19 protein-coding genes are annotated in these 23,029 nt (G+C 47.3%); 12 read left to right on the top strand and 7 right to left on the bottom strand.

The genetic code is table 11. The annotated features are described in order from the left end of the window. Positions 1-37 precede the first annotated feature (37 nt). From cysI to SHEWMR4_RS16130, 4 genes are all read left to right on the top strand, one after another. Positions 38-1,735, top strand: coding sequence for an assimilatory sulfite reductase (NADPH) hemoprotein subunit (gene cysI / locus SHEWMR4_RS16145; RefSeq protein ID WP_011623823.1), 1,698 nt, complete (start codon positions 38-40; stop codon positions 1,733-1,735). Then, the gene (locus tag SHEWMR4_RS16140; RefSeq protein ID WP_011623822.1) at positions 1,728-2,525 is read left to right on the top strand and encodes a phosphoadenylyl-sulfate reductase; all 798 of its coding nucleotides are present in this window, start codon (positions 1,728-1,730) and stop codon (positions 2,523-2,525) included. The genes cysI and SHEWMR4_RS16140 overlap by 8 nt, the downstream gene beginning before the upstream one ends. A 676-nt stretch (positions 2,526-3,201) precedes the next feature. Then, positions 3,202-3,987 (top strand): monofunctional biosynthetic peptidoglycan transglycosylase, encoded by a 786-nt coding sequence (gene mtgA / locus SHEWMR4_RS16135; RefSeq protein ID WP_011623821.1) that lies wholly within the window; start codon positions 3,202-3,204, stop codon positions 3,985-3,987. A 365-nt stretch (positions 3,988-4,352) separates the two neighbouring features. Beyond that, the gene (locus SHEWMR4_RS16130) at positions 4,353-6,089 is read left to right on the top strand and encodes a hypothetical protein (RefSeq protein WP_011623820.1); all 1,737 of its coding nucleotides are present in this window, start codon (positions 4,353-4,355) and stop codon (positions 6,087-6,089) included. Between the two features lie 54 nt (positions 6,090-6,143). Here SHEWMR4_RS16130 and SHEWMR4_RS16125 read toward each other — a convergent pair whose 3' ends face one another. Both SHEWMR4_RS16125 and SHEWMR4_RS16120 read right to left on the bottom strand, forming a co-directional pair. Next, positions 6,144-7,691 (bottom strand): S41 family peptidase, encoded by a 1,548-nt coding sequence (locus SHEWMR4_RS16125; RefSeq protein WP_011623819.1) that lies wholly within the window; start codon positions 7,689-7,691, stop codon positions 6,144-6,146. A 187-nt stretch (positions 7,692-7,878) separates the two neighbouring features. Beyond that, positions 7,879-8,763 carry a phospholipase A gene (locus SHEWMR4_RS16120; RefSeq protein ID WP_011623818.1) on the bottom strand — a complete coding sequence of 295 codons (885 nt, stop codon included), beginning with the start codon at positions 8,761-8,763 and terminating at the stop codon, positions 7,879-7,881. Between the two features lie 429 nt (positions 8,764-9,192). Here SHEWMR4_RS16120 and cobA point away from each other — a divergent pair, with 429 nt between their 5' ends. From cobA to cysC, 5 genes are all read left to right on the top strand, one after another. Next, positions 9,193-10,023 carry a uroporphyrinogen-III C-methyltransferase gene (gene cobA, locus SHEWMR4_RS16115; RefSeq protein WP_011623817.1) on the top strand — a complete coding sequence of 277 codons (831 nt, stop codon included), beginning with the start codon at positions 9,193-9,195 and terminating at the stop codon, positions 10,021-10,023. Positions 10,024-10,104: 81 nt separating this feature from the next. Further along, a complete protein-coding gene (gene cysD, locus SHEWMR4_RS16110; RefSeq protein ID WP_011623816.1) occupies positions 10,105-11,013 on the top strand; it encodes a sulfate adenylyltransferase subunit CysD in 909 nt (302 codons plus the stop codon). Between the two features lie 130 nt (positions 11,014-11,143). Beyond that, positions 11,144-12,586 (top strand): sulfate adenylyltransferase subunit CysN, encoded by a 1,443-nt coding sequence (gene cysN / locus SHEWMR4_RS16105; RefSeq protein WP_011623815.1) that lies wholly within the window; start codon positions 11,144-11,146, stop codon positions 12,584-12,586. Between the two features lie 3 nt (positions 12,587-12,589). Further along, positions 12,590-14,314: an SLC13 family permease gene (locus SHEWMR4_RS16100; RefSeq protein ID WP_011623814.1), complete on the top strand. Its 1,725-nt coding sequence runs from the start codon at positions 12,590-12,592 to the stop codon at positions 14,312-14,314. A 50-nt stretch (positions 14,315-14,364) separates the two neighbouring features. Beyond that, positions 14,365-14,982: an adenylyl-sulfate kinase gene (gene cysC, locus SHEWMR4_RS16095; RefSeq protein ID WP_011623813.1), complete on the top strand. Its 618-nt coding sequence runs from the start codon at positions 14,365-14,367 to the stop codon at positions 14,980-14,982. Between the two features lie 21 nt (positions 14,983-15,003). On the opposite strand, the gene SHEWMR4_RS16090 is transcribed toward cysC, so the two are convergent. Together SHEWMR4_RS16090 and SHEWMR4_RS16085 are read right to left on the bottom strand one after the other, a co-directional pair. After that, the gene (locus SHEWMR4_RS16090) at positions 15,004-15,843 is read right to left on the bottom strand and encodes a TIGR03899 family protein (RefSeq protein WP_011623812.1); all 840 of its coding nucleotides are present in this window, start codon (positions 15,841-15,843) and stop codon (positions 15,004-15,006) included. A gap of 139 nt (positions 15,844-15,982) precedes the next feature. Further along, positions 15,983-17,188 (bottom strand): MFS transporter, encoded by a 1,206-nt coding sequence (locus tag SHEWMR4_RS16085; RefSeq protein WP_011623811.1) that lies wholly within the window; start codon positions 17,186-17,188, stop codon positions 15,983-15,985. Positions 17,189-17,632: 444 nt separating this feature from the next. Here SHEWMR4_RS16085 and hemG point away from each other — a divergent pair, with 444 nt between their 5' ends. From hemG to SHEWMR4_RS16070, 3 genes are all read left to right on the top strand, one after another. Further along, positions 17,633-18,154 carry a menaquinone-dependent protoporphyrinogen IX dehydrogenase gene (gene hemG, locus SHEWMR4_RS16080; protein ID WP_011623810.1) on the top strand — a complete coding sequence of 174 codons (522 nt, stop codon included), beginning with the start codon at positions 17,633-17,635 and terminating at the stop codon, positions 18,152-18,154. A gap of 42 nt (positions 18,155-18,196) precedes the next feature. Beyond that, positions 18,197-18,724, top strand: a complete 528-nt coding sequence (locus SHEWMR4_RS16075; RefSeq protein ID WP_011623809.1) for a cytochrome b/b6 domain-containing protein — start codon at positions 18,197-18,199, stop codon at positions 18,722-18,724. 267 nt (positions 18,725-18,991) lie between these two features. Beyond that, positions 18,992-19,999 carry a DUF4382 domain-containing protein gene (locus tag SHEWMR4_RS16070; protein WP_011623808.1) on the top strand — a complete coding sequence of 336 codons (1,008 nt, stop codon included), beginning with the start codon at positions 18,992-18,994 and terminating at the stop codon, positions 19,997-19,999. A gap of 78 nt (positions 20,000-20,077) precedes the next feature. Here the strand turns inward: SHEWMR4_RS16070 and SHEWMR4_RS16065 are convergent, their stop codons facing one another. From SHEWMR4_RS16065 to SHEWMR4_RS16055, 3 genes are all read right to left on the bottom strand, one after another. Beyond that, complete coding sequence (locus SHEWMR4_RS16065) at positions 20,078-20,830, bottom strand: DsbA family protein (RefSeq protein ID WP_011623807.1); 753 nt, start codon at positions 20,828-20,830, stop codon at positions 20,078-20,080. A 266-nt stretch (positions 20,831-21,096) separates the two neighbouring features. After that, positions 21,097-21,741, bottom strand: a complete 645-nt coding sequence (locus tag SHEWMR4_RS16060) for a DNA-J related domain-containing protein (RefSeq protein ID WP_011623806.1) — start codon at positions 21,739-21,741, stop codon at positions 21,097-21,099. Positions 21,742-22,043: 302 nt separating this feature from the next. Further along, entirely contained in the window at positions 22,044-22,697 is a 654-nt protein-coding gene (locus SHEWMR4_RS16055) for an oxygen-insensitive NAD(P)H-dependent nitroreductase NfsB (protein WP_011623805.1), read from the bottom strand. Positions 22,698-23,029: the final 332 nt, after the last annotated feature.

Raw genomic sequence — 23,029 nt, 5'->3', positions numbered from 1 at the left:
GATACTGCCGCCGAACGAATTTTAAGAGGCAGTTGCCATGAGTGAGCAAAAGTTAGCATTAAACGAATACCTAAAGACCGACAGTGATTATCTGCGTGGCACCATCAAAGAGGGATTAGATTCCTCGGTGACGGGCAGTTTTAGCGATGGCGATCAGCAATTGATCAAATTCCACGGCTTCTATCAGCAGGATGACCGTGATTTACGTAACGAGCGTAAAGAGCAAAAACTCGAGCCTTTGTATAGCTTTATGTTACGTGCCCGCGTGCCAGGCGGTGTGTGTACACCTAAGCAATGGTTAGGCGTGGATGAAATTGCCTCGACGCTCACCAGCTCTAACAGCATTCGTTTAACGACGCGCCAGACGTTCCAATACCACGGCATTCCAAAGCGTAATCTCAAGACCATTATTCAAGGCTTGGACCGTGAGGCGCTCGACTCTATCGCCGCCTGTGGTGACGTTAACCGTAACGTGATGTGTAACCCGAATCCGGTGGAATCTAAGCTGCATGCGCAGGCCTATGAAGTCGCGAAAAAGCTGTCTGATCACCTGCTGCCCCACACTCGTGCCTACGCCGAGATTTGGTTAGATGAAGAGAAGTTACTGACCACAGAAGACGAAACCGTTGAACCTGTATACGGCAAAACCTACTTGCCACGTAAGTTTAAGATGGCCGTTGCCGTACCGCCGGATAACGATGTTGACGTCTACACCAACGATTTAGGCTTTATTGCGGTGGCTGAAAATGGCGAATTAGTCGGTTTTAACCTGACCGCTGGTGGCGGCATGGGTTCGACCCACGGTGAAGTGGAAACCTTCCCGCGCTTGGCCGATGACTTTGGTTTCATCAAAACTGAAGATGTGATGAAGTTTGCCGAAGCTGTGATGACAGTGCAGCGTGACTGGGGTAATCGTACCAACCGTAAGCGTTCGCGTCTTAAGTACACTATCGTTGACCATGGTTATGAGAAGTTTAAGGCCGAAGTGGAAGCCCGTGCTGGCGTCAAGTTTGAGCCCAAGCGCGATGTGGTGATTGGCGATCGCGGCGATCGTTACGGCTGGGTCGAAGGTGTCGATGGTAAGTGGCATTTAACCCTGTTTATTGAAAGCGGCCGCATTAAAGACGTGCCCGGTAAGAGTTTGCAAACCGGTATGCGTGAAATCGCGAAGATCCACAAGGGCGATTTCCGCATGACCTCAAACCAGAATATGATTATTGCGGGTGTGGCTCCCGAGGATAAAGCGACCATTGAAGGCCTTGCCCGTAAACACGGTTTACTCGGCCAAGTGTTGACCCAAACTCGCGGTCATTCGATTGCCTGTGTGGCCTTGCCAACCTGTCCATTGGCGATGGCGGAAGCTGAGCGTTATTTCCCTGAGTTTATCGACCATATCGATGCGCTGCAGGCGAAAAATGGTATTAGCGATCAAGCCATTGTGGTGCGTATGACGGGCTGTCCAAACGGTTGCGCACGTCCATTTGCCGCTGAAATCGGCTTAGTGGGTAAAGCGCCGGGTCGCTACAACCTGTATCTTGGGGCGAACTTCGAAGGCACTCGCCTGAATAAGATGTACAGAGAGAATATCCAAGAGGCTGAGATCCTTGCTGAATTGGATGCATTATTTGCCCGCTACGCGATTGAGCGTAATGCAGGCGAAACCTTTGGTAACTTCACCGTCCGCACGGGCGTAGTGAAGGCGGTTATCGATGCCGCTAAGGATTTCCATGGCTGATCTTGATTCTGGGGTGACGGGTTCCGGCTTGCCGAACGCGTTGCAGAGCGTGGTAAGTCACAGCGAACTTAAAGCGCTGCTGACGGCGCCTAAGGATGTGCAGCGAGCGGAACTGGAACGCATTAATCGCTTCTTGGCCGGATTGACGGCTCAAGAACGAGTGCTCTGGGGCTTAGCCTATTTGCCGGGTAATCACGCGCTGTCATCCAGTTTTGGGATCCAGGCGGCGGTGATGCTGCATATGGTGAGTCAGGTGCAATCGGATATTCCGGTGATCTTAACGGATACTGGGTATCTCTTTCCTGAGACATACCAGTTTATTGACCAGCTTACCGAGCGCTTATCCTTAAACCTCAAGGTTTACCAAGCGCCGATGACCTCGGCATGGCAGGAAGCGCGTTTTGGCAAGCTGTGGGAGCAGGGCTTAGATGGGCTCGAGCGTTACAATCGACTGAATAAAGTGGAGCCGATGCAACGTGCTTTGGCAGAACTTGAAGTCGGCACTTGGTTTGCGGGACTTCGTCGCAGTCAGTCGAGCACTCGCGAAGAGTTACCGATATTGGCTATCCACGGAACTCGCTTTAAGCTGCTTCCGATTATCGAGTGGTCGAACAAAGATGTGCATTTGTATCTGACGCAATTTGACTTGCCTTACCATCCGCTATGGGATCAAGGGTATGTTTCTGTTGGGGATACCCATTCGAGTAAACCCTTAGAATTAGGGATGACTGAAGAAGAAACCCGCTTTAATGGCTTAAAACGCGAATGCGGTTTGCATTACGAAATATAGTCATCTATTTGATTTAATAGATAAATGCCACAGTATCCCCTGTGGCATTTTTTATTTTACGCCATCAAAATGGTATTTTGCTCAATTTTAAAGCGGTTTGGCCGTTAAAGTATTTTGTGTGTCATTCTGGCGTCATCAAAGTCAGATAGAGTTTATTTTCATAGAGTTAGTTTAGACTTTTTTATCGGTAATAAATTTTTTGTACATTTTTACTCACAGAGTTATGCACATTAGAATGTTCTGAGCTATATTACAACGTTCCCGTAGATGGTTTTGAGGGAGTTTACTGCGCAGATATGCCTTAGTCGGTATTTTGCCAAGTTAAGTTGTTGAATATCGTTATTTATGGGCTTAGTTTGCTGTGTAACGATATAACGAGACGGAAAACAGTAAAGCTTCCAAGAGACCTTGCTCGCCGCCGCGAGTATCAAGCAGTTTGATTGACTTGCTAGCCCTCGTTAATCTGCCCATTTCACCTCGGTCAGCTGTGGTCAAAGCTGCCGAGGTTGAGCCAACATAGCTAACATCGTTTATTTCGCTAATTCATCAATTCAGCTCGGTTTTTGGCGCTGTTTATGACAATATTATCATCAACTTACACTGTGCTATTTTATGCGGTGTGGCTAATGCCACCGCAAACGGCGCCTTTGGTGGAACTATTGATGAGGATAACTGGATGACCGCCCCTTTGTATGCCATGCGCGATCATGTCAATCGCCCTCAAGGGAACAAATCCAATCGCCCAGCACCCAGACCCAAGTCGCGCGGCCTTAAGCGCATAGTCGCTTGGCTCGTTAAACTCATCTTGGGCTTATTACTCGCCTCCATTTTAAGCGTGGTGCTACTGAGATTTATTGATCCGCCGATGTGGACTTGGCGGATTGAACGGGCATTATTCCCGCCCGCAGCGGTGACAGAGGTGCGACATCAATGGCGCTCACTCGAGCAAATTTCTCCTGAATTACAATTAGCCGTGATTGCCGCAGAGGATCAAAAGTTTGCCAGCCACACGGGTTTTGATTTAGCCGCGATAAGTTCGGCCATCGAATACAACCAAAAGGGCAACAAGGTTCGCGGTGCGAGTACCTTAAGTCAGCAAGCGGCAAAAAACCTGTTTATGTGGTCGAGCCGCAGCTTTATCCGCAAGGGAATTGAGGCCTGGTTTACTCTGTTAATGGAATTGATTTGGGATAAGTCGCGGATTCTCGAAGTGTATCTCAATATCGTCGAGTTTGGCCCCGGAATATATGGCGCCGAAGCCGCATCGAAACATTATTTTGGTAAGAGTGCCGCCAAATTAACCCGTTATGAGGCGTCATTATTAGCGGCGGTATTACCCAATCCTTGGCGATACAAAGTCTCGCCGCCTTCACCTTATGTTGAGCAGCGCTCCGCTTGGATCCGTAAGCAAATGCGCCAGTTAGGGGAAGTAACGCTTAACCGTGTTCATAATGCCGATTAAAGGTACGAAATTGTAAGGATTGTATAAAGTCGCGAGTTCTTGTCTTATGAATATGGCATGCGCTTTATATTAAATGTGAATTAGACACTGAATGTGAAAACTATTTAGCTTGGTAAGCGATTATTATTAATCGCGCAGCTTCATTCGCATCCGAAGTTAATTAATGGTAAATTATCGAACGTATTTCCCCTTCAAATACACTCAGTCCATGGGCTATTCCCCGCGCTAATTCTTAGCTTGTGTCGGATGTTGGTTTGCCATGACGCGTGTAAAAAGGAATGACAACAGATCAGTATTTAAATACCGAAGGCGAGTGCTTTCGGTATTATTTTTGTCACTTTGACGGTTATTAAATGGAGTTTTAGATGAAGAAGATTGTTATTGCTGCGGCAATTATTGCAGCGGGCGCAGGTGCTTATTGGTACACTCAACACGGAAGTAGCTCGAGTGCTTCGGCCAATCCTTTGCTAGATTATGTTCCTGCCGATACCCCAGTGTTTTCGGGCCAGTTAAAACCTTTCCCCCTGAAAAACTACCTGCAATCCATTTCTGGCAATTACCAGCAATATTCAACCGATTCGTTGGCCGAGTTAGGCGATTTAGACAGCCCAATGGCCAAGTTTTTTGTCAGCATCTATACGCAGTATATGGATGGGATGAAAGATCCTACCCAATTGCTTAAGACCTTTGGTTTGCCAAATGAAGTCGAGCCTTTTTTCTATACTTTAGGTGTGATCCCTGTCCTTAAAATCAATGTGGATCAAGTCGATGCGTTTTGGACTGTATTGGATAAAGCCGAGAAAGACAGCGGCTTCACCCATGAAAAGCGCACCTTAGCGGGCGTTGATTATCGCGCTTATTCACTCGCTGAAGAAGGTTCTACTGAGAAGGTTGACCTGTTATTTGCCCATAAAGATGGCATCTTAACTGTGACCTTATCTGGTACAACGATTGAGCCAGAAATCTTAGAAATGGCCTTTGGATTAAAGAAACCGACTCAATCCTTAGCCGCTTCTGGCATGTTGCAAGATATCATTAAAACCCATGGTTTTATGGAAGATAGCATCAGCTTTATCAACCACGTTGAGATTGTTAAAGCGATTACGTCTCCCGATGGCAATATGTTAGCTAAACAGCTTACTCAATTCATGGCTGAAGAAAACCATGGTGAAGATCCGTTAGCGGAAATCCGTACTCCTGAGTGCAAAACTGAGCTAACCGCCATTGCTGCCAACTGGCCGCGCACTGTGGGTGGCTTAACCGCATTTACATCGACCGAAAAAGAAAGCCATATGGAGGCTTCTTTTGTGGTTGAAAGTAAAAACCAAGCAATCCTAACTGCGCTGCAAAAAATGCGTGGCTACATTCCAACCCACTTAGCTGACATTAACAGCACTATCTTCTCGATGGGACTGGGGATTGACGTTAATGAAGTTGCGCCTTCACTGACGGCGATTTGGGACGATCTGCAAAAGCCACAGTTAACCTGTGCGCCGCTTGCCGAGTTACAGGCCGAATTAAGCCAACAAAGCCCTGCGATGCTGGGTATGTTTACTGGCATGGCGAACGGCGTTAAAGGTGTGAGCCTGTCATTGCTCGATTATAAGATGAGTTCTCAAGACCAAGAGCCTAAGCTTGAAGGCTTAGATGCCTTAGTGAGCTTAACGGCCGATAACCCATCAATGCTGTTCAACATGGTGAAACCTTTTGCTCCTATGCTGGCTGAACTGCAAGTTGCTGATAATGGCGAGCCTACCGATTTATCACCACTGTTAATGTTGCCGCCTGAGATGAACATCAAGCCGATGCTGGCCATTAAGGGACAACATTTAGTGGTTTACTCTGGCGATAAAGGCTTAGCGTTAGCGAATAAATTGGCTGGCGAAAAGCCATCGGCCAATGGGCTTTACAGCATGTCGGCTGATTACGGTAAGATGTTTACCCCAGTGTTAACGCTATTAGAACTGACTGGCGAGCCGATTCCTGAAGAGCTGCAAGCGCTGAAAGATTACAATATGCGCGTCCAAATGAGCTTCGATGTGAATAAACAGGGCTTAGTGTTTGGTTCAGTGATGAACTCAAAGGCGAGCGAGAAGAAGTAAGCTTTATGCCAATCGTGCATTAATCGAAAAGCCAGCTTATTGCTGGCTTTTTTGTTAATTGGCTTGGGCTAACTTAGGTTGAGAGCCAAGGGGCGTATCTGTGGGTTTAGGTTTAGCGGTGCGCACTAAACTGACTAGCCCTTGCCATTCAATATCGTTGTTCTGTGGCAGCCAAATATCCGGCTCAGTGCCTTTTCCTGAAAGCAGCTCGCCTACGGCGTCATAGGTGAGTGAGCTACTAAAACGAACATCTAAATCACTGTTAGGTAAGGTAAGTTGATACTGTCTGGCAAAATCCCCCGAGGTCTTCTCACCAATCAAATTGACTCTAGACCAGGCTTTTGTTCGGTAGGCTATCCACTCGCACTCTTGTTTACACAAAGGGCTGACGAGTAGTGCAAGGCGATTACTACCTTCGGCGAGCACTTCGGGTTTAGTGCGGACAAACCAAGGGCTGAATCGGCTCTCATCTATGCTGGGCAAGCGCCGAGTTAATACATTCAGCCGTGGCGAACTGAGTTCCAATGCTTCGAGCGGCCTAAAATTGAGGGGCCTTAAATAATCATTCCTAAGTTCGGGGGAGCGGCGATAATGGGCAAAGCCCATGATTTGCTCTAGCGCCGAATGATATTGCTGGTTTTTGGGCGGCATATCTTGATAACGCGACAACATGGTCAATAACTTAGGGCTAAATCCCTTGGCTTGCCTCAAATCGACAATCAGTAACGGCTGCTGCATTCCCTGTCGAAGCGCATCCTGCTGATTTTTATCGAGTTCAAAGGCGTAGAGATCATCAATCTTGAGCTTAGCCGTGGTTGGATTAACCTGTTCCAGTAAATAATCAGGCTTGATTGGCGCCGTTGGGGCCAAATTATCGAGTTGGGTGATGAGGCTTTCAAGACTCAGCTCAGTCTCAACTTCAATCGGTTTGACTATGGTTTTTGACGGTTGCGGCAGGGCGATAGTCACTTGCGTGGTCTGCAAATCATCATTAATCAAGCTGATAAGCACATGGGGCTTGATGCTTAAGCCTAAGTCCTCCCGCAGTAAATTGAGTCGCTTGAGCCAAATTAGCTGCATCTCTTGGCTGTTTTTCGCAGGCTCAGATAAATAGGCTTGGCTGGCCGAAATCCACTTGCTTAAGGGGATACCATCAATATGGGTAATAAAGGGGAAATCGGCGCTGATGGGGTTATTTTTGCTGTCCAAGGCGAGCCATTGCTCGTTGACAGGCCTGAGCGTTAAGGGCAGTTCACCGCTGCTATTTTCGACTTTCGCGACCTGTGTTCCTGGATCTTTCAAGGTATTAAGCAGTTTTGTGAGCTCGGCGGCAAAGCGTTCTTTAGGGATAACATCTTGATATTGTTCTGTGATTAATCCTGCCAGTCGTTTGAGTTGTTGCCCATTGGCCTGTGGGTCCAGTGCGTAAAATGCCGAGTGTTGTTCAATTTGGTCGAACAGAATATAGAGATCTTGGCGAATATCTTTGGTCGTCAGCGTGGGTTGGGCTTTTTCAGGAATAGCGAAAAACGCGAGCCTGATGAGGCTCGCGCAAATGATCACGCTCAGTAAAGTAACGACAGTGCGATAGCTAAAATTCATACTCCTCCATGACCACTTTACTTTTACGGCTAAAAAGGTGTGCGACTATCGATGTAAATGCCTATTTTGGCAATAAAAATCATCATTCGGTCCCTTTTGCTCCTGTCCATTTGAGCAATTTAGCAGCAGTTTTGGCAAGTTAGCATAGAATTATGGCTGTTTTTTGTGCTCTGTCACGGTTAAATCGTTAGAGAATATCGTTGAGTGATACGCCGATACCGATGCGTTGGTTATGGTAATTATAGTCAATAAGACTCTCGCCATAGCCATTAAAGTATTGAGTATAAAGGCGTAAATTGCCGATGATTGGGTAGCTCCACGTAAATTCTGCTGAGCCTCGATCAATATCTTTAAAGTTGGTTTTTAGGGTGAGGGTGAACCTATGATCATCAATGCCATACACTCCCACAAACTCGGCTTTGCCTATGTATTCATCGATATCGGGGTTATCGTCACCACGGGGTTGATGGATATCGGTTTTTTCGTCCTCAGGAATACGCCACCACACCTTGGTTGAGAAGGCCAATGGGCCAGCATCGAAGATCATGGTGCCGTAGATACGGTTCCAGCTTCGGGATAATAGCCCTGACTTTCCATTGGATTGATGCACAGCGCCAAAGCCCCAGAAAGAGTTAGTCACGCTGCCGATTTTCCAATCATTGTTAAACAGCATAAAGATTTCGGGTTCGTGGTTAGTCTCACGGAAGGGAGAAGAAATATCCTTGTTATACAGCTGCCAATAGGATTGGTTCGTGTAGGCAAAAAACAGGTGGCCATTGTCGCCAAAGACGTTGTACCAAATAGGAAACTTAAAGCTTATCTGGAACTTAGCTTCCATCTCGTCCAGTGTGTAGTTGTTCTCCGCCGCATCTTGAGCAAAGGGGGCCATGTTGGGATCGGGATTGTAGGTGGCGGGTAAAATGTAATTCACTTTATGTGGCGTGATCACGAAGGGGCGTTCTGAGGTGGCAAGTTCGTCCTGCACGCGTCCTTCAACAAGGGATTCTTCCGCCTGAAGCCCTGTACAAGTTAACAGTCCAATTAATGCGATACCTTTATTAAATCGGGACATCGGCCCTCCTTGATGTGTCTGTTTGCCTTACGCTTTCTCGTTGTTTGCCCAGCTTAACATTAGTTTGTGGATCTATTGTGAGAAATCCTGCCAGAGAGTGACGCAACTGGCGCGAGCTTGCGCCCATTTTTATGTGCTAAAGAGACGCTTGAGTAGAATTTTTAGCAATAACATAGTGCGGTTATGTGAGGTGACGCAAGTTTTGATTGCCGATATATTCGGCATGAAATCATATTTTATTTAATTATTTCATTTACTTAAGCGATTTTTCGGCCATTGGCGTTTTGGTTACCCTCACTTATAGTTAACAGGCTTAATTCGAAGCACTTTTGTTATTTCTTTTTGATATAACAATTAATGATTTTATATTTATTAAGGAATATAACTAGGGCTATATTGCTACACATTGATCTCATATCGGGGAATGTGATGGAAATTTTATCTTTACCGGGCCAAAGGGCGAAGGGCAAAGTATGGCTTGTTGGCGCAGGCCCCGGAGACGTTGAACTCTTAACCCTCAAAGCCTGGCGCATTCTCAAGTCCGCCGACGCTGTGCTATACGATGCGCTCGTCAGCCAAGATATCCTCGATTTGATCCCTAAGGATGCAGAGAAGATTGCCGTCGGCAAACGTGCCGGTAAGCATAGTGCTGCACAAGATGAAATTAATCAGTTACTGGTGACGAAAGCCTATACCCGTAAAAGCGTGGTACGCCTCAAGGGCGGCGATCCGTTTATCTTTGGTCGCGGTGGTGAAGAGTTACAAACCTTAGTCGAAGCGGGCGTCGAATTTGAAGTGGTTCCTGGCATTACCGCCGCCAGTGGCACCTCGGCCTATGCGGGTATTCCATTAACTCACAGGGATTATGCCCAAGGAGTGACCTTTATCACTGGCCATTGTCAGCTCGAAAGCCGCCCGATGGACTGGCAGGGTTACGCTAACCCAAACAATACCTTAGTTGTGTATATGGGGATTTTAAATGCAGGCATTATTCGTCAAGGATTAATCGATGCTGGCCGTAGCCCACAAACCCCAGTGGCGATTGTCTCTAAGGCGACCACTCAGTCGCAGCAGCGTTTTATTGGTCAATTAGATTCACTCGAACAGCTCGCAGCCGATCCGCAACTGCAAATGCCCGCACTGATGATTATTGGCGAAGTGGTTGCGCTGGCTGACAGTTTAAATTGGTTCCAACCTAAGGGTGAAGGCGAGTCAGCGCTCGATACCGCAGATGCCGCCAAGATTGTTGCAAAAATTTAGTTAAATCAGATCATTTTTTAGAAATAGTTAAGTTAAATCCAGCTGCCTGTCGCAGCCCATTTTAGGTAAACGGAGAAGAGTATGGCCGGGCGTGAATTAAGCCACTTACAACAACTGGAAGCCGAAAGCATTCAAATCATTCGTGAAGTCGCTGCCGAATTCGACAATCCAGTAATGTTGTATTCCATCGGAAAAGATTCTTCGGTGATGTTACACCTTGCGCGCAAAGCTTTTTATCCCGGCAAGATCCCATTCCCTTTGCTGCACGTGGATACGGGCTGGAAATTCAAAGAGATGATCGCCTTTCGTGATGCGCAGGCGAAAAAGTTTGGCTTTGAATTATTAACCCACACCAACCCAGAAGGCGTTGCCCAAGGGATTAACCCCTTCGACCATGGCAGTGCCAAGCACACTGACATCATGAAAACCCAAGGCTTAAAACAAGCCTTAAACCAATATGGTTTCGATGCCGCATTTGGTGGTGCGCGCCGCGATGAGGAAAAGTCCCGCGCGAAGGAGCGGGTGTATTCGTTCCGCGATCGCCACCACAGATGGGATCCTAAGAATCAACGCCCAGAACTGTGGCGCACCTATAACGGCGCAGTGAATAAGGGCGAAAGTATTCGTGTCTTCCCTTTATCTAACTGGACCGAACTCGATATTTGGCAATATATCTACCAAGAAAACATTGAGTTAGTGCCGCTGTATTTTGCCGCCGAGCGCCCTGTGGTTGAGCGTGGCGGTCAGTTAATTATGGCTGACGATGAGCGCATGAAACTCGAAGAAGGCGAAACCATCAAGCATGAGGTGGTGCGTTTTAGAACCTTAGGTTGTTATCCATTGACGGCGGCGATGCATTCACAGGCGGATAATCTCGAAAAAATCATCGAAGAAATGCTGTTAACTCGCTCGAGCGAACGCCAAGGGCGGTTGATTGACTCGGATCAGAGTGCATCGATGGAGCAGAAGAAACGCCAAGGTTATTTCTAAACCAAAGCATTTCTAGCGCAGGTTGAGAGACAAATTAAACCGATTTCGTGGATGTCCCGATGAAGGCTTTTAGAGCAATCAAGTAACAGCGACTTCACGAACAGTTGAGCAAGATAAGAGTGAGATAAAGATGGATAAAGCGGTCAATAAAACCAATCGTATGGCGGCAGAAATTAGCCAGCACGGGGTTAAAGAATATCTAGCCCAGCAACAACATAAAGGTTTGTTGCGCTTTTTAACCTGCGGCAGCGTAGACGATGGCAAGAGCACCCTGATTGGCCGTTTACTGCATGACAGCGCGCAGATTTATGAAGACCAACTCGCCAGCTTAAAAAATGATAGCGCTAAGATGGGCACAACGGGTGAAGCCATCGACTTGGCTTTGCTGGTAGATGGTCTGCAAGCCGAGCGCGAGCAGGGCATTACTATCGATGTAGCTTATCGTTATTTTTCAAGCGACAAGCGTAAGTTTATTATCGCCGACACCCCAGGCCATGAGCAGTACACCCGCAATATGGCGACTGGCGCCTCAACCTGTGATTTAGCAGTGATCTTAGTGGATGCGCGTTACGGCGTGCAGACTCAAACTAAGCGTCATGCCTTTATTGCCTCTTTGCTGGGTATTCGCCACTTTGTGGTCGCGGTCAATAAAATGGATTTACTCGGGTTCGATGAGCAAGTGTTCAATCGTATCCGTAATGATTTCAGTGAGTTCGTGAAAGACTTTGGCGACTTAGATATCCACTTTGTGCCCTTATCTGCGCTCAATGGCGATAACGTGGTTGAGCCGAGCCTGCATACGCCTTGGTATCAGGGCGGTACTCTGCTGGAGCTACTCGAAACCATTGATACTCAACGTGAACTGAGTGCCTTACCCGTGCGCTTCCCTGTGCAATATGTGTCGCGTCCAAATCTGGATTTTCGGGGTTTTGCCGGTACTTTAGCCTCTGGCGTCATCAAGGTGGGGGACGAGGTGGTTGCGCTACCTTCGGGTAAGCGTAGCAAGGTTGAACGTATCGTGACCTTCGATGGCGATCTCGCCGAAGCGACGGCTGGGCAAGCCGTGACTATCACCTTAGAAGATGAAATCGATATTTCCCGTGGTGACTTACTGGCTCTGCCTGAGAGTGCGCCACAGGTTGCCAACCAAATCGTGGCTGACCTAGTGTGGATGGATGAAAAGCCATTACAACTCGGCCAGTTATACGACATTAAAGTCGCGGGTAAGAAGACCCAAGCCTCTGTTACGGCCATCGACTATGTGGTTGATGTGAATACGCTTGCGCGCAGCAGCGCCGACACTTTAGGGCTCAATGCCATCGCCCGTGTAACCTTAGAGCTGACCGAAGATATCGTCTTCGATGCCTATTCTCTGGTGCGTGATACCGGCGGTATGATCCTGATTGACCGTTTATCCAATGCCACTGTGGCGGCGGTGATGGTGGTATCGGGTCAGCATGTGAACAAGCAAGTATCTTCACAATTTAGTGCCTTTGAAATCGAGTTTAATGCACTGGTGCGTAAGCATTTTCCGCATTGGCAAGCGATTGATATTTCAAAGCTTGGAGCCTAATACGTGAGTGACTTGTGGCTATTAGCTATTGTGTTGTTTGGATTAGTGGCTGGCTTAATCGCCGGCCGCATTAATCCCGCTGTGTTGTTTTTATTTGCTTTTTTACTCTGTTACCTCCTAGGAATGGTATCACTCGACACGGCGCTCACTAGCTTTACCAACACAGGTTTAGTCACACTGGTGTTATTGGTACTGGCGGCGACGGCGCTGGAGAAAACCTCACTGCTGGGCAAGTTAAGCCAAGTGATTGGTAACAGCTCGCTTGCGGTGACGATGGCAAAACTGGGATTTTCAACGGCGCTGCTGTCCTCTTTTACCAATAACACCGCGGTCGTCGCATCTTTGATTGGAGTGGTGCGCCGTAATCAGGCTCACGCTCCGGCTAAGTTGTTACTGCCGCTCAACTATGCGGCGATTTTGGGCGGTACGCTGACCTTAATTGGCACTTCCACAAACCTCATTGTCAACTCGTTTGTCGAAAACGCTGGCTTGCCAGCGCTGGGATTCTTTGAGTTCACCCCAGTGGCCATGCTGATTGTGCTCTTAGGCATAGTGCTGCTGATTGTGCTGGCCAATACCTTGCCCGACAGGCGGGATGAATCGACTGAGGAAGCGTTGCCCTATCTGCTAGAAGCTCACGTGGCCAAAGGCTCGTCTTTAGTCGGTCGCAGCGTGGTGGATAACAAATTAAGAGCCCTGAAAAAACTCTATTTAGTTGAGCTTGAGCGAAGCGGCATTTGTATTTGCCCTGTCCCGCCCCAGTTAGTGCTACAGGCGGACGATGTGCTGCGTTTCAGTGGCGCTGTGGAGTCGGTGGAATTGTTACATCAATTCGATGGTCTCGATTGGTTTGGAAAACATCAAGCCAAGGGGCAAAATCTGGTCGAAGCTGTGTTAGCGCCTTCGTCGAGTCTGGTGGGCAGCACCTTAAAAGAATCCCGCTTTCGCGAGCAGTTTGATGCGGCGGTGATGGCGATTCGCCGTGGCCACCATCCGCTAAAGGGCGGCTTGGGCGATATCGTATTACAGCCGGGTGATGTGTTGCTGTTGACGCCGGGGGATGGGTTTAGTGCTAATCCAAAACTCGGTACCGAATTTGCGGCGGTGAGCGGACTCGATTTGAATGTGCGGTTAGACACTAAGCGTAGTCGTATCGTGTTAGCCGGATTTGTGTTGACGATTGGCCTGAGTCTGGCGGGGATTTTACCCTTAGCCAAAGGACTGGTGCTGTTATTACTCAGCTATTTTGCCATTGGCGCCGTGACCTTATCTGAACTTAAGCGCCGCTTTCCGCTCGAGTTAGTCGTGATTGTGGGCAGTGCTTTGGGACTGGCAAACCTGATGATGAGCACAGGTCTTGCCGATGGTTTAGCCCAGGGATTGCTTGGTGCCATCAATGGCTACGGGGTATTTGGTGCCTTTGTGGGCGTTTATTTAGTCACACTGCTGCTGACAGAACTCGTGACCAATAATGCCGCAGCGGCCTTAGCCTTTCCGATTGCCTATGCGGTAGCGCTGAATTATGGCGTCGATCCTCGGCCGTTTATCATGGCCGTGGTGTTTGGTGCCAGCGCCAGTTTTATTTCGCCCTATGGTTATCAAACCAACTTGATGGTGTTTAATGCGGGGAACTATCGTTTCAGTGACTTTGTGCGCTTAGGGCTACCCTTATCCCTGCTGTATTCGCTAATCGTGATTTTTATGGTGCCAGTTATCTTTCCGTTTTAATGATTTTTTTATCTTAGGTTGTTACTCAACCTAAGGTTTGAGGAGTGTTTATGAGCAATATTGTGTGGCACCAACATAGCGTTGACCAAGCGGCCAGAGCCAAACTTAAGGGACAAAATCCGGTATTACTCTGGTTTACAGGGCTGTCTGGTGCGGGTAAGTCGACTTTGGCAGGGGCGCTTGAGCGTGCACTGTTTGAGGCGGGCTTTCACACTTATCTGCTCGATGGTGACAATGTTCGCCACGGTTTATGTAAGGATCTGGGCTTTAGCGTTGCCGATAGGGATGAAAACTTACGCCGCGTGGGCGAAGTAGCAAAACTCATGGTGGATGCGGGCTTGGTGGTGTTATCGGCCTTTATTTCGCCGACCCGTGAGGAGCGCGATAGCATACGTGCGCGTTTCCCGACAGGGCAGTTTATTGAAGTGCATGTGTCGACGCCACTCAGCATATGTGAACAGCGTGATCCTAAGGGCTTGTATGTTAAGGCTCGCCGCGGCGAGATCAGCAACTTTACGGGGATTTCATCACCCTACGAGGCGCCACTCTCGGCGGAATTAACGATTGATACCAGTAAAGGGGATTTAGCCTCGCAGGTGCGAGCCTTGATTGATTATTTGACTGCGATCGAGGTTATCAATCCCAGTCGGTTAACTGCCTCGGCTTAGTCTTTAGAAACTTCAATCTTATTACTCAATTTTGAAATCCTTGGCAAACAGGGCTTGAAGTGCCTTGAGGTATTCTTGGTCCTGTTTGGGTAACACAAGCTGCGCCAGCTCATCGCCAATCGGGGTTAATCGATAGTAGCTAAACAGTAAGTTACCACTTTTGGGAGTGAGCTTCATTTGAATGCCAGGCATGGTGAGTTGAATGGGGGTTTTACTGTTGAGTAAACCGGTTTCAAACTCACTGCTGTGCAAGATCCCCGCATCGACTAAGGTGAGAATGCTGGAGTAGGGCAGACCAAATTGGGATAAGCCGAGAGTCACGCTAGAGTTCTTACGAAAATATTGGCCGAGTCCGCCCGTAAGCCGATAGCCGCTGATCAGCTTTAAGCGCTGCTCATTATTCACCTTGGCCGCCATACCGAGAGCCTTTTCGAGGATTTGCGCTTCTCTGTGAGTTAATTGCTTGAGCAGTGCTAAGGTACGCAGGCTAAAGTTACCCGGATTGACGATTTCACTGGAGAGGATGCGCGCCCACAGATCCTGCATTTTGCGGTTGTGGATTTGCTCCGCCATCAAAAAAAATTGATGGCTCCAGTCGGGGTCCAGATCGACCCCGGTAACATCCGATGGGGTGTAGCTCAAGGCGAGGGCGAAAATGGTTTCGACATTGGCCTGATATTGGCTGGCGAGTTTACGCTCTCTGTACTGGGCACGTTCGGCAATCGAGGCATTGGCGGGACGATATTCCTGCTCACTGGCGAGACCGAGTTGGCGACCCAGTACCAGAGCCTTTTTACGGGCAGAGACCTCGGCAGCGGGAGCCGCTTCATCCGCAAGCATTAAAATATCTGAATCTTTCATGCCTTAATCCTGTCTCACCTAGTTGTGTTGTTAGCACCGCAGGTGAGGCAAGCCCACCTTCGCGAAATGCTTCCAGCTTAGTCGATTGCAATCCTTAAGTCTCTGCGCTGGATTGCTTTTATTACGCTGCGGGCACTTTTTAACTGTCGAGACTCGGTTTTTCTATGGATTTAGCAGACCAAGCCCAATTGGTTTCATTCCCGGGTGACGGATGGCGCGGTACATTGAGGGCTAATATTAAGGAACAGACCGCAAATCCGGCGCCAATGTAGAAGACAAGGGCGGGATCGCTCAGCCACAGTAAGCCCAAGAGCACAGGGATAATCACAGCCGCGATATGGTTAATGGTAAAACTGACCGACATGGTGGCCGCAATATCTTTGCTATCGGCAATCTTTTGAAAGTAGGTTTTCATGGCAATCGCCATCGCAAACAGCAAATGGTCAATTACATAGAGGGCGGCGGCCATATGGGGTTGCTCGACAAGCGCATAACTGACAAATACGAAAAACAGTCCAATGTATTCCACCGTGAGGGCATTTCGTTCGCCAATACGGCCGATAAAGCGGCCAATTGCAGGAGCAAATAATAGGTTTACCACATAGTTGATTAGGAAAAGGGCGGTGATTTCACTGACACTGTAGCCGAATTTCTCGACCATCATAAAGCCAGCGAATACCATAAAAATCTGCCGACGGGCGCCAGAGAAGAAGGTTAACAGGTAATACAGCCAGTAGCGTTTACGTAGGATGATTTTTTTATGCTGTACTTCATGGGTTTCAAACTGTGGGTAGTACAGGCTCATACTGATCGTCATCAGTAAACCTAATACACCAATAATCAAATACATATGCCAGTAATCTAGTTTTAGCCAGGTCATTATTATCCAAATACTGCCATAGCCGACTAAGGCCGCCGCCGAGCGCCATGCCAGCGCTTTGCCCATAAATGCTGCAGTGTCTTGTTTATCGACCCATTGTAGTGTGAGGGATTGGTTAATGGTTTCAAAATAATGGAATCCAACCGACATCAAGACTGTGGTGAGATATAAACCCAGTACCTGCGGGAAAAAGCCAGTAATTGCTACACCTATGCATAACAAGGCTAATGACAGCAAAGCAAAGGCTTGCTCGCGGACTAACAGCAACACAAAAATGGCGGTAAAGGCCAAGAAGCCGGGGATTTCCCTTAGGCTTTGCAGCATACCGATTTCGGCGCCAGTGAATTGGGCTTTTTCTATCACAAAGTTATTTAACAGGGCTTGCCAGACGGCAAAGACGAGCGACATAACAAACGTCATCCACAGCAGTAGTGCTTTGGGATTGGCGGTTTGGGGTGTTTTCATGGGGTGGATACTCAGGCGATAAGTCAACAAATGCTAATGCTTTTACCTGTTATTCGCTAGCGATAAGAAATGGCACCAATTGCTGATTTTGTAACATTTTGCTCCCAAGGTCGCAGATATTTATTTTTGTGAGCAAGCTAGAATTACCGTATATCCAGCGTGCATTTGGCGCTAAGCCCGTGATCTATTTCATGTAAATAGGTGACTAAATCACCTAGTATGCAATATCGTAATAGGCAGTTTGCTTTTTGCGTGGTAAACCTAAACAGCCTCTATTTGACTCGTGCATCAAAGAAGCGACTCTTCGGGTGTTTGATTATCGCAGTGGTTGAATGAGTCATAGGAGCTGAGTTAATTCGTTTGTTTAGGTCAACATAAAGCCGCCGTTCTTTGTTTTTCTTCTGGCCGCTTTTTCTTATTTTTGTTGAGATAATCGAGGCTTAAGTGAAAAAAATTCTGATCATCTTCTCTAGTGTTCATGGTCAAACTCGCAAAATTACCAATCAATTGGCGCAGCAACTCAAGGAGTTGGGTAATTCTGTGGTGATTGCGGATATTAAGGCTGTTCCGGCGATGGAATCCTTCGATAAGATCATTATTGGCGCTAGTATTCGCCACGGAAAACATAATCCTGCGTTATACGAATTTATCCAAAAGCATCAAAAGATCCTCTCGCAAAAGGTGAGCGGGTTTTTCTCTGTGAGTCTAGTCGCTCGTAAACCAGAGAAAAACACCCCAGAAACCAATCCCTACATGCAGGCGTTTTTAAGCAAAACCACTTGGCGCCCAACGTTGTTGCAAGTGTTTGGCGGTAATCTGAATTACCAAGGTTATAATGCATTCGATAGAAATATTATCCGTTTTATCATGTGGTTAACTAAAGGCCCAACGGACCCTGTCACCAATGTGGAATACACTGATTGGCAAAAAGTGGATGAATTCGGCCTACAGATCCATCAAGCCTGAGCGAGCCAGCCGTGAAGCTTTGCTATTAAGGTGAAACCCACTATGTCGGCAAAAGTAACCCAGATATTCGATTTTGTGTTGGCACGTTTGCACCTGTGGATTGTGCTATCCGTGGGGCTACTCGTCTGTACCAGCCCGTGGATTTTTATCGGTAGAAGCCTGCGCGCCAATGCCAGTCTCTGGGATTACCTGCATGTTTACCTTGGATTAATTGCTGCTGCATTAGGGATACTATTTTTATTGCGTAACAGTCTGCAAGGAAAATGGCATCAATACTTTGCTTGGCTGGTGGGGGATTGGGGGCAACTCACGCAGGATATCAAAGGACTGTTTAAGGGAAAATTGCCGGTCGCCGGTGGCAAAGGTTTGTTCAGCACGGTTGAAGGTATTGGCATGTTGCTGCTGGTCGCTACGGGCGTCACGGGCGCGGTGTGGTTTTTCTATCAAGGCACTCCGCTCGCGATGACATGGCGTGGTTACCATCAAATTTGCGCCGATGCATTTATTGGCTTTTTAGTGGTTCACTTGGTTTTGGCTGCAACTCACATTATTGAATTTATTAGGCAATAACAAACGATTATGGTCAGTTACGCTTCAGAATTTGGCCTGCTTTAGCATCTAGCCCAACACCTTCTTCTTAATATTCCTCGGTTGAACGGATTTTAAGCGTTCAGCGTACGTTCATCGACAAGCTGCACACTCAGCCCTAGACTTATCTCTACACGTCAACCTAGCTCGTTTGAGCCGATGTTTTCATGCTTTGGCGTTACTGAAGTGTGCTCATGGGTGAGGTATGACGACGTTGAGAATTTTTTGGAAGACTAATGAAGGTATCCTATGAATATTCAAAAAAGTGCTCTAGCGATAGCGTTGACAGGTTTGCTGTTTGGTTGCGGTGGTTCTGACTCGGACGAACCTGCCACCCAAATGGCGACCTTTAACTTAGGCGTATCCGATAATCCTGCCGATGCAAAATCGGTCACGATTGCATTCAGACAAGTGGTATTAAAGAACGACACCGGTAGCTACTCGTTCAATGTCACCCCAAATGGTGAGCTTAAATTTGTTGACTTATTGGAGTTTCAAGGTAGTGCGGTAGAAACGTTGGTGAGCGGGCAATCCATCCCCGTGGGCGAATACCAAATGTGCCTGTATATGAAGAACAGCACAGTGGCGAATAGCGAAAGCTCCCACGTACAAACCTTCGATGACACTCTCTATGGCTTAACGACCAACAGCAATGGTTCATGCGGTGGTGTGGGCGCAGAAGAAAGTGATACGGGCCGATTGTTTTTCAATAAGAAATTCACCATCGCGGCGGGCGTCAACAGCTTTGTTGCCGAGTTTGATTTAAGCCAAGGTTTACAGGATCCCCATGGCAACAAAGATTACTGGACGCTCAAACCGACTTCAGTGCAATTATTTAATCAGTCCGAAGTGGGCGCGATTAAAGGCACAGTTGGCGCTACTGTGATGGAAGGCTGTGAAGTCGCTGCGGGTGGTTCGGTATTCTCGCCAGCGGTTTATTTGTATCCTGCCAATACCACGCTGGAGCAGATGAAGGATTTCAGAACCGAAGCCGACACAGCCACTGAGATTGCGCCTATTGCGGCGGCTCGGGTGAATGATGTCACCGATACAAGCGGCCAAGTCATCGGCCACGATTATGAATTTGGCTTTGTGGTCGCAGGGGATTACAGCTTAGGTTATACCTGCTTAGCGCAAAATGATGACCCTGATGTGAGTAACAATGCCGATGATGTGGAAGCGCCTTTCTTTATTCACGCAGCAGAAACTGGGGTGACTGTTACGGCGAAAGGGGTTGCCGAGCGTAACTTCCCATAGTCGTTAATCTGGTAATCAACACATAATAAAAAACCAGCATCTCTGCTGGTTTTTTATTGGCTGCTCGTCAACCGAGCCTTAGCTCAAACGCTTTTGGCGGCCAAGGGCGATAACGGCGGCAAATGCTAAGAATAACCAGTTTAAGCTGCCGCCTGAACTCTTAGGCGCCTGAGCATCTTTCTCAACGGCCAGATAGTTAATTAAACCAATCAGCTCATCTAAGGTTCTGATACTGCTTAAGTTAACCGCATATTTATCGTTAACGATAAAGGCTGGCACGCTTTCAACGCGAAATTGATTCTGCTGGGCACGCCATAGGGCCAGTTTCTCATCAGTGGTCTTGCTGTCGGCAAGTTTGTCGTACTGGGCTGCATCGATACCAAACTTGGCAAAGACTTGCTTAATGTCGTCACGGCTGTTGATTTGCGGTTCATGCTTATGGCCCGGCGCACTGTGGTCGTGGCCATTTGCGCCTGCTTCACCTTGGATGGCGGCAAACATGGCATGGGCGATGGCGTCTTTATTATCTAACTCATGAATAACTGCCAGTGAGCGCATCACTTCGGTGCCAATGTCGCTGTTCATAAAGTCGACATGCTTAGTGTCAAATGCGATGTCTTTGCTTAGATTCGCTTTGATTTCGGGCAGATAGTTGGTTTCCATATTGAAGCAGTTATGGCAGTAGAAGGAAAAAAACTCGGTCAGTTTTGGCTCACTGCTTGGTGCTTTGTCAGAGATTTGCGTGTAGTGCGTGCCTTCAACATAGTTGGCGGCAAAGGTGCTAAATGGTGCAACGATTAAGGCGACAGCCAAGGCGATTGGTTTGATCATAGAACCCTCAAATTCGGTTAGAGTGAATTCACCGCATCAATTGCATGCGCTGTACCTACCTAAGTGGACTAAGGTGGCTCAGGTGATTTCAGTCTTGGAGTTACGCTCGCGTTATACCAGCGTGTATATGGTTTTAGGTTAGTTTGGGATGCTTAATTATCGCTGAAATAGCTGGTAGATATTGGACTAAATCTGTGATCCCGCGGGAGTTTAGGCAGAGAACTTTGTCAGACTGCAAAGGGGATCACAGATATAAAAAGAAAAACTTAAGCAATATCCCGCAGGGATTGCCAAGCCTCACAGACCTCACGGAAACGCGCCGCATCGCCCTCGGGTCTATCGGGATGCCATTTCAGCGCTAAACGGCGCCATTGTTTGCGGATGTCCCTAGGGGTGGCGCTCTCATCTAACTCGAATACCCTCAGGGCGTGGCCCTTATGCATTAAGTTCACGTTCAGGCCAATATAGCTCTTATAACTGCTCCAGAAGGCTTCCAATAATTCGCGTACTACGTTTTCACTGGTGTCGTAGTTATTCCAGTCAAGATAGTATTCCCGTAGGGAAGTATCTTCCATTATCAATAGGTTAACGTTGGAAGGCACGAGGCGGAAAATCTGGATCTCCATCGCTTTGACTTGCAGCCATTGCTTTGGCATCAGGATCTCTTGCAGTTCGAACAGGGCATTCATCAGTAAAAAATTGCGTTTAAACAAATCATTACCCGGGTTTTCATCTAACGGATGAATTAGCCCGCGATTTTGCAGTTCGGTAGCGAGGTGATGGATTTTCCAGCTTTGATTAGAGGCTTGTAACACGGATAACACTGGCCAGATTAACGGGTTATCGCCCTTAGTGGTCGAGAGCGTTGCCGATTGAGCTTCTGCACTGAGTGAAGGTTTAGCGAGTAGCATACTGACTGTCCCATCCTAAGTTGTTATCAAGCGAGTGTGATTAAAAGTAAGGTTTCACTATCTATAAGATTTTAAATGCTTTTATCTTATTTTGACGACGAGTCGTTACTGAGCTTGGAATACACTATGCCATAGAGGAAAAGTGTAGGCAAAGAAGGATTCTAGAGCAATTTACCCCGAGGTCACTCCGACTTTGGTTGGTTTTCACTCTAGTTATGTTGTCGTAGGGATAATTGAATAAGGCAATAAAAAGCCCTTGCTTTAACTAAGTAAAACAAGGGCTTTTATAATTTATGGGCAGATTAGATCTCGGTAAAGATAATCTCTTGCGCTAAACGTGACTTAGGTAACTTAGCGTTGAAGTCTTCTTCAGCGCGGTAACCTAGAGCGACTACGACAGAAGCACAGAAACCTTTTTCGCGCAGGCCTAAGACTTGATTGAGTTTAACCGCATCGAAACCTTCGATAGGGCAAGCATCGATATCGAGCACACTCGCACCTAACATCAATGTGCCTAGTGCTAAGTAGACTTGTTTTTCCATCCAATGCTGAGCATCTTTCAATTCATTCTTGTGCATATTGGCAAAGAAGGAACGGCCATTGTGCTGAGCTTGCTTGGCTTCATCATTGGCAAAACGGCCATCTTTGGCTTCTTGCTCTAGCACTTGCAGTAAATGGGCTTCATCGAGTTGAGTGCGAGTACAGAGCACTACCACATGGGAAGCATTAAGAATTTTTTGAGTATTAAAGGCGTAGTTCTCGGTCGATTCTGCGATCAAGGCTTTACCTTCTGTCGTGCTTGCTAGCACAAAGTGCCAAGGCTGCGAATTCGTCGATGATGGGCTGAACTGCAGTAAGGTTTTGATTTCGGCAATCTTGTCGGCAGGAATTGTCTTGGTTGGATCAAAGGCCTTAGTGGTGTAACGCTTTTTAGCGAGAAAACTTAAATCACTCATGTAACGGCTCCAAATCATCTAGGAATACAAATTCAACCTCAGCATTTTAAGCGGGTTTAGGCAAAAAACAATGTGATCAAAACGGCTATCAGTTTCAAAATATTTTTGAAACTGCCAAGGGTTTGCATTAGAAGTTGTGCGGCCTAAAGCAGATTTTTAAAGCAGGGCTGAATAACGAGTAAGGAAAAATGAAGATGAATGTATCCCAAAGCAAATTTATGGCCTTTCTCCTTTCCTGTCGTAAAAATCCCTCGAAGGTAAGCATTTTCTTAGAATCTATTCTCTATCTTGTATATGTCATTATTAGGTAAGGAATATCGCTATTTTTTGCA

This window comes from Shewanella sp. MR-4 (assembly GCF_000014685.1).
In the GTDB taxonomy this organism is placed as follows: domain Bacteria; phylum Pseudomonadota; class Gammaproteobacteria; order Enterobacterales; family Shewanellaceae; genus Shewanella.
Note: the sequence above shows the minus strand (reverse complement) of the source record. Positions and strands in the feature narration are given on the sequence as shown.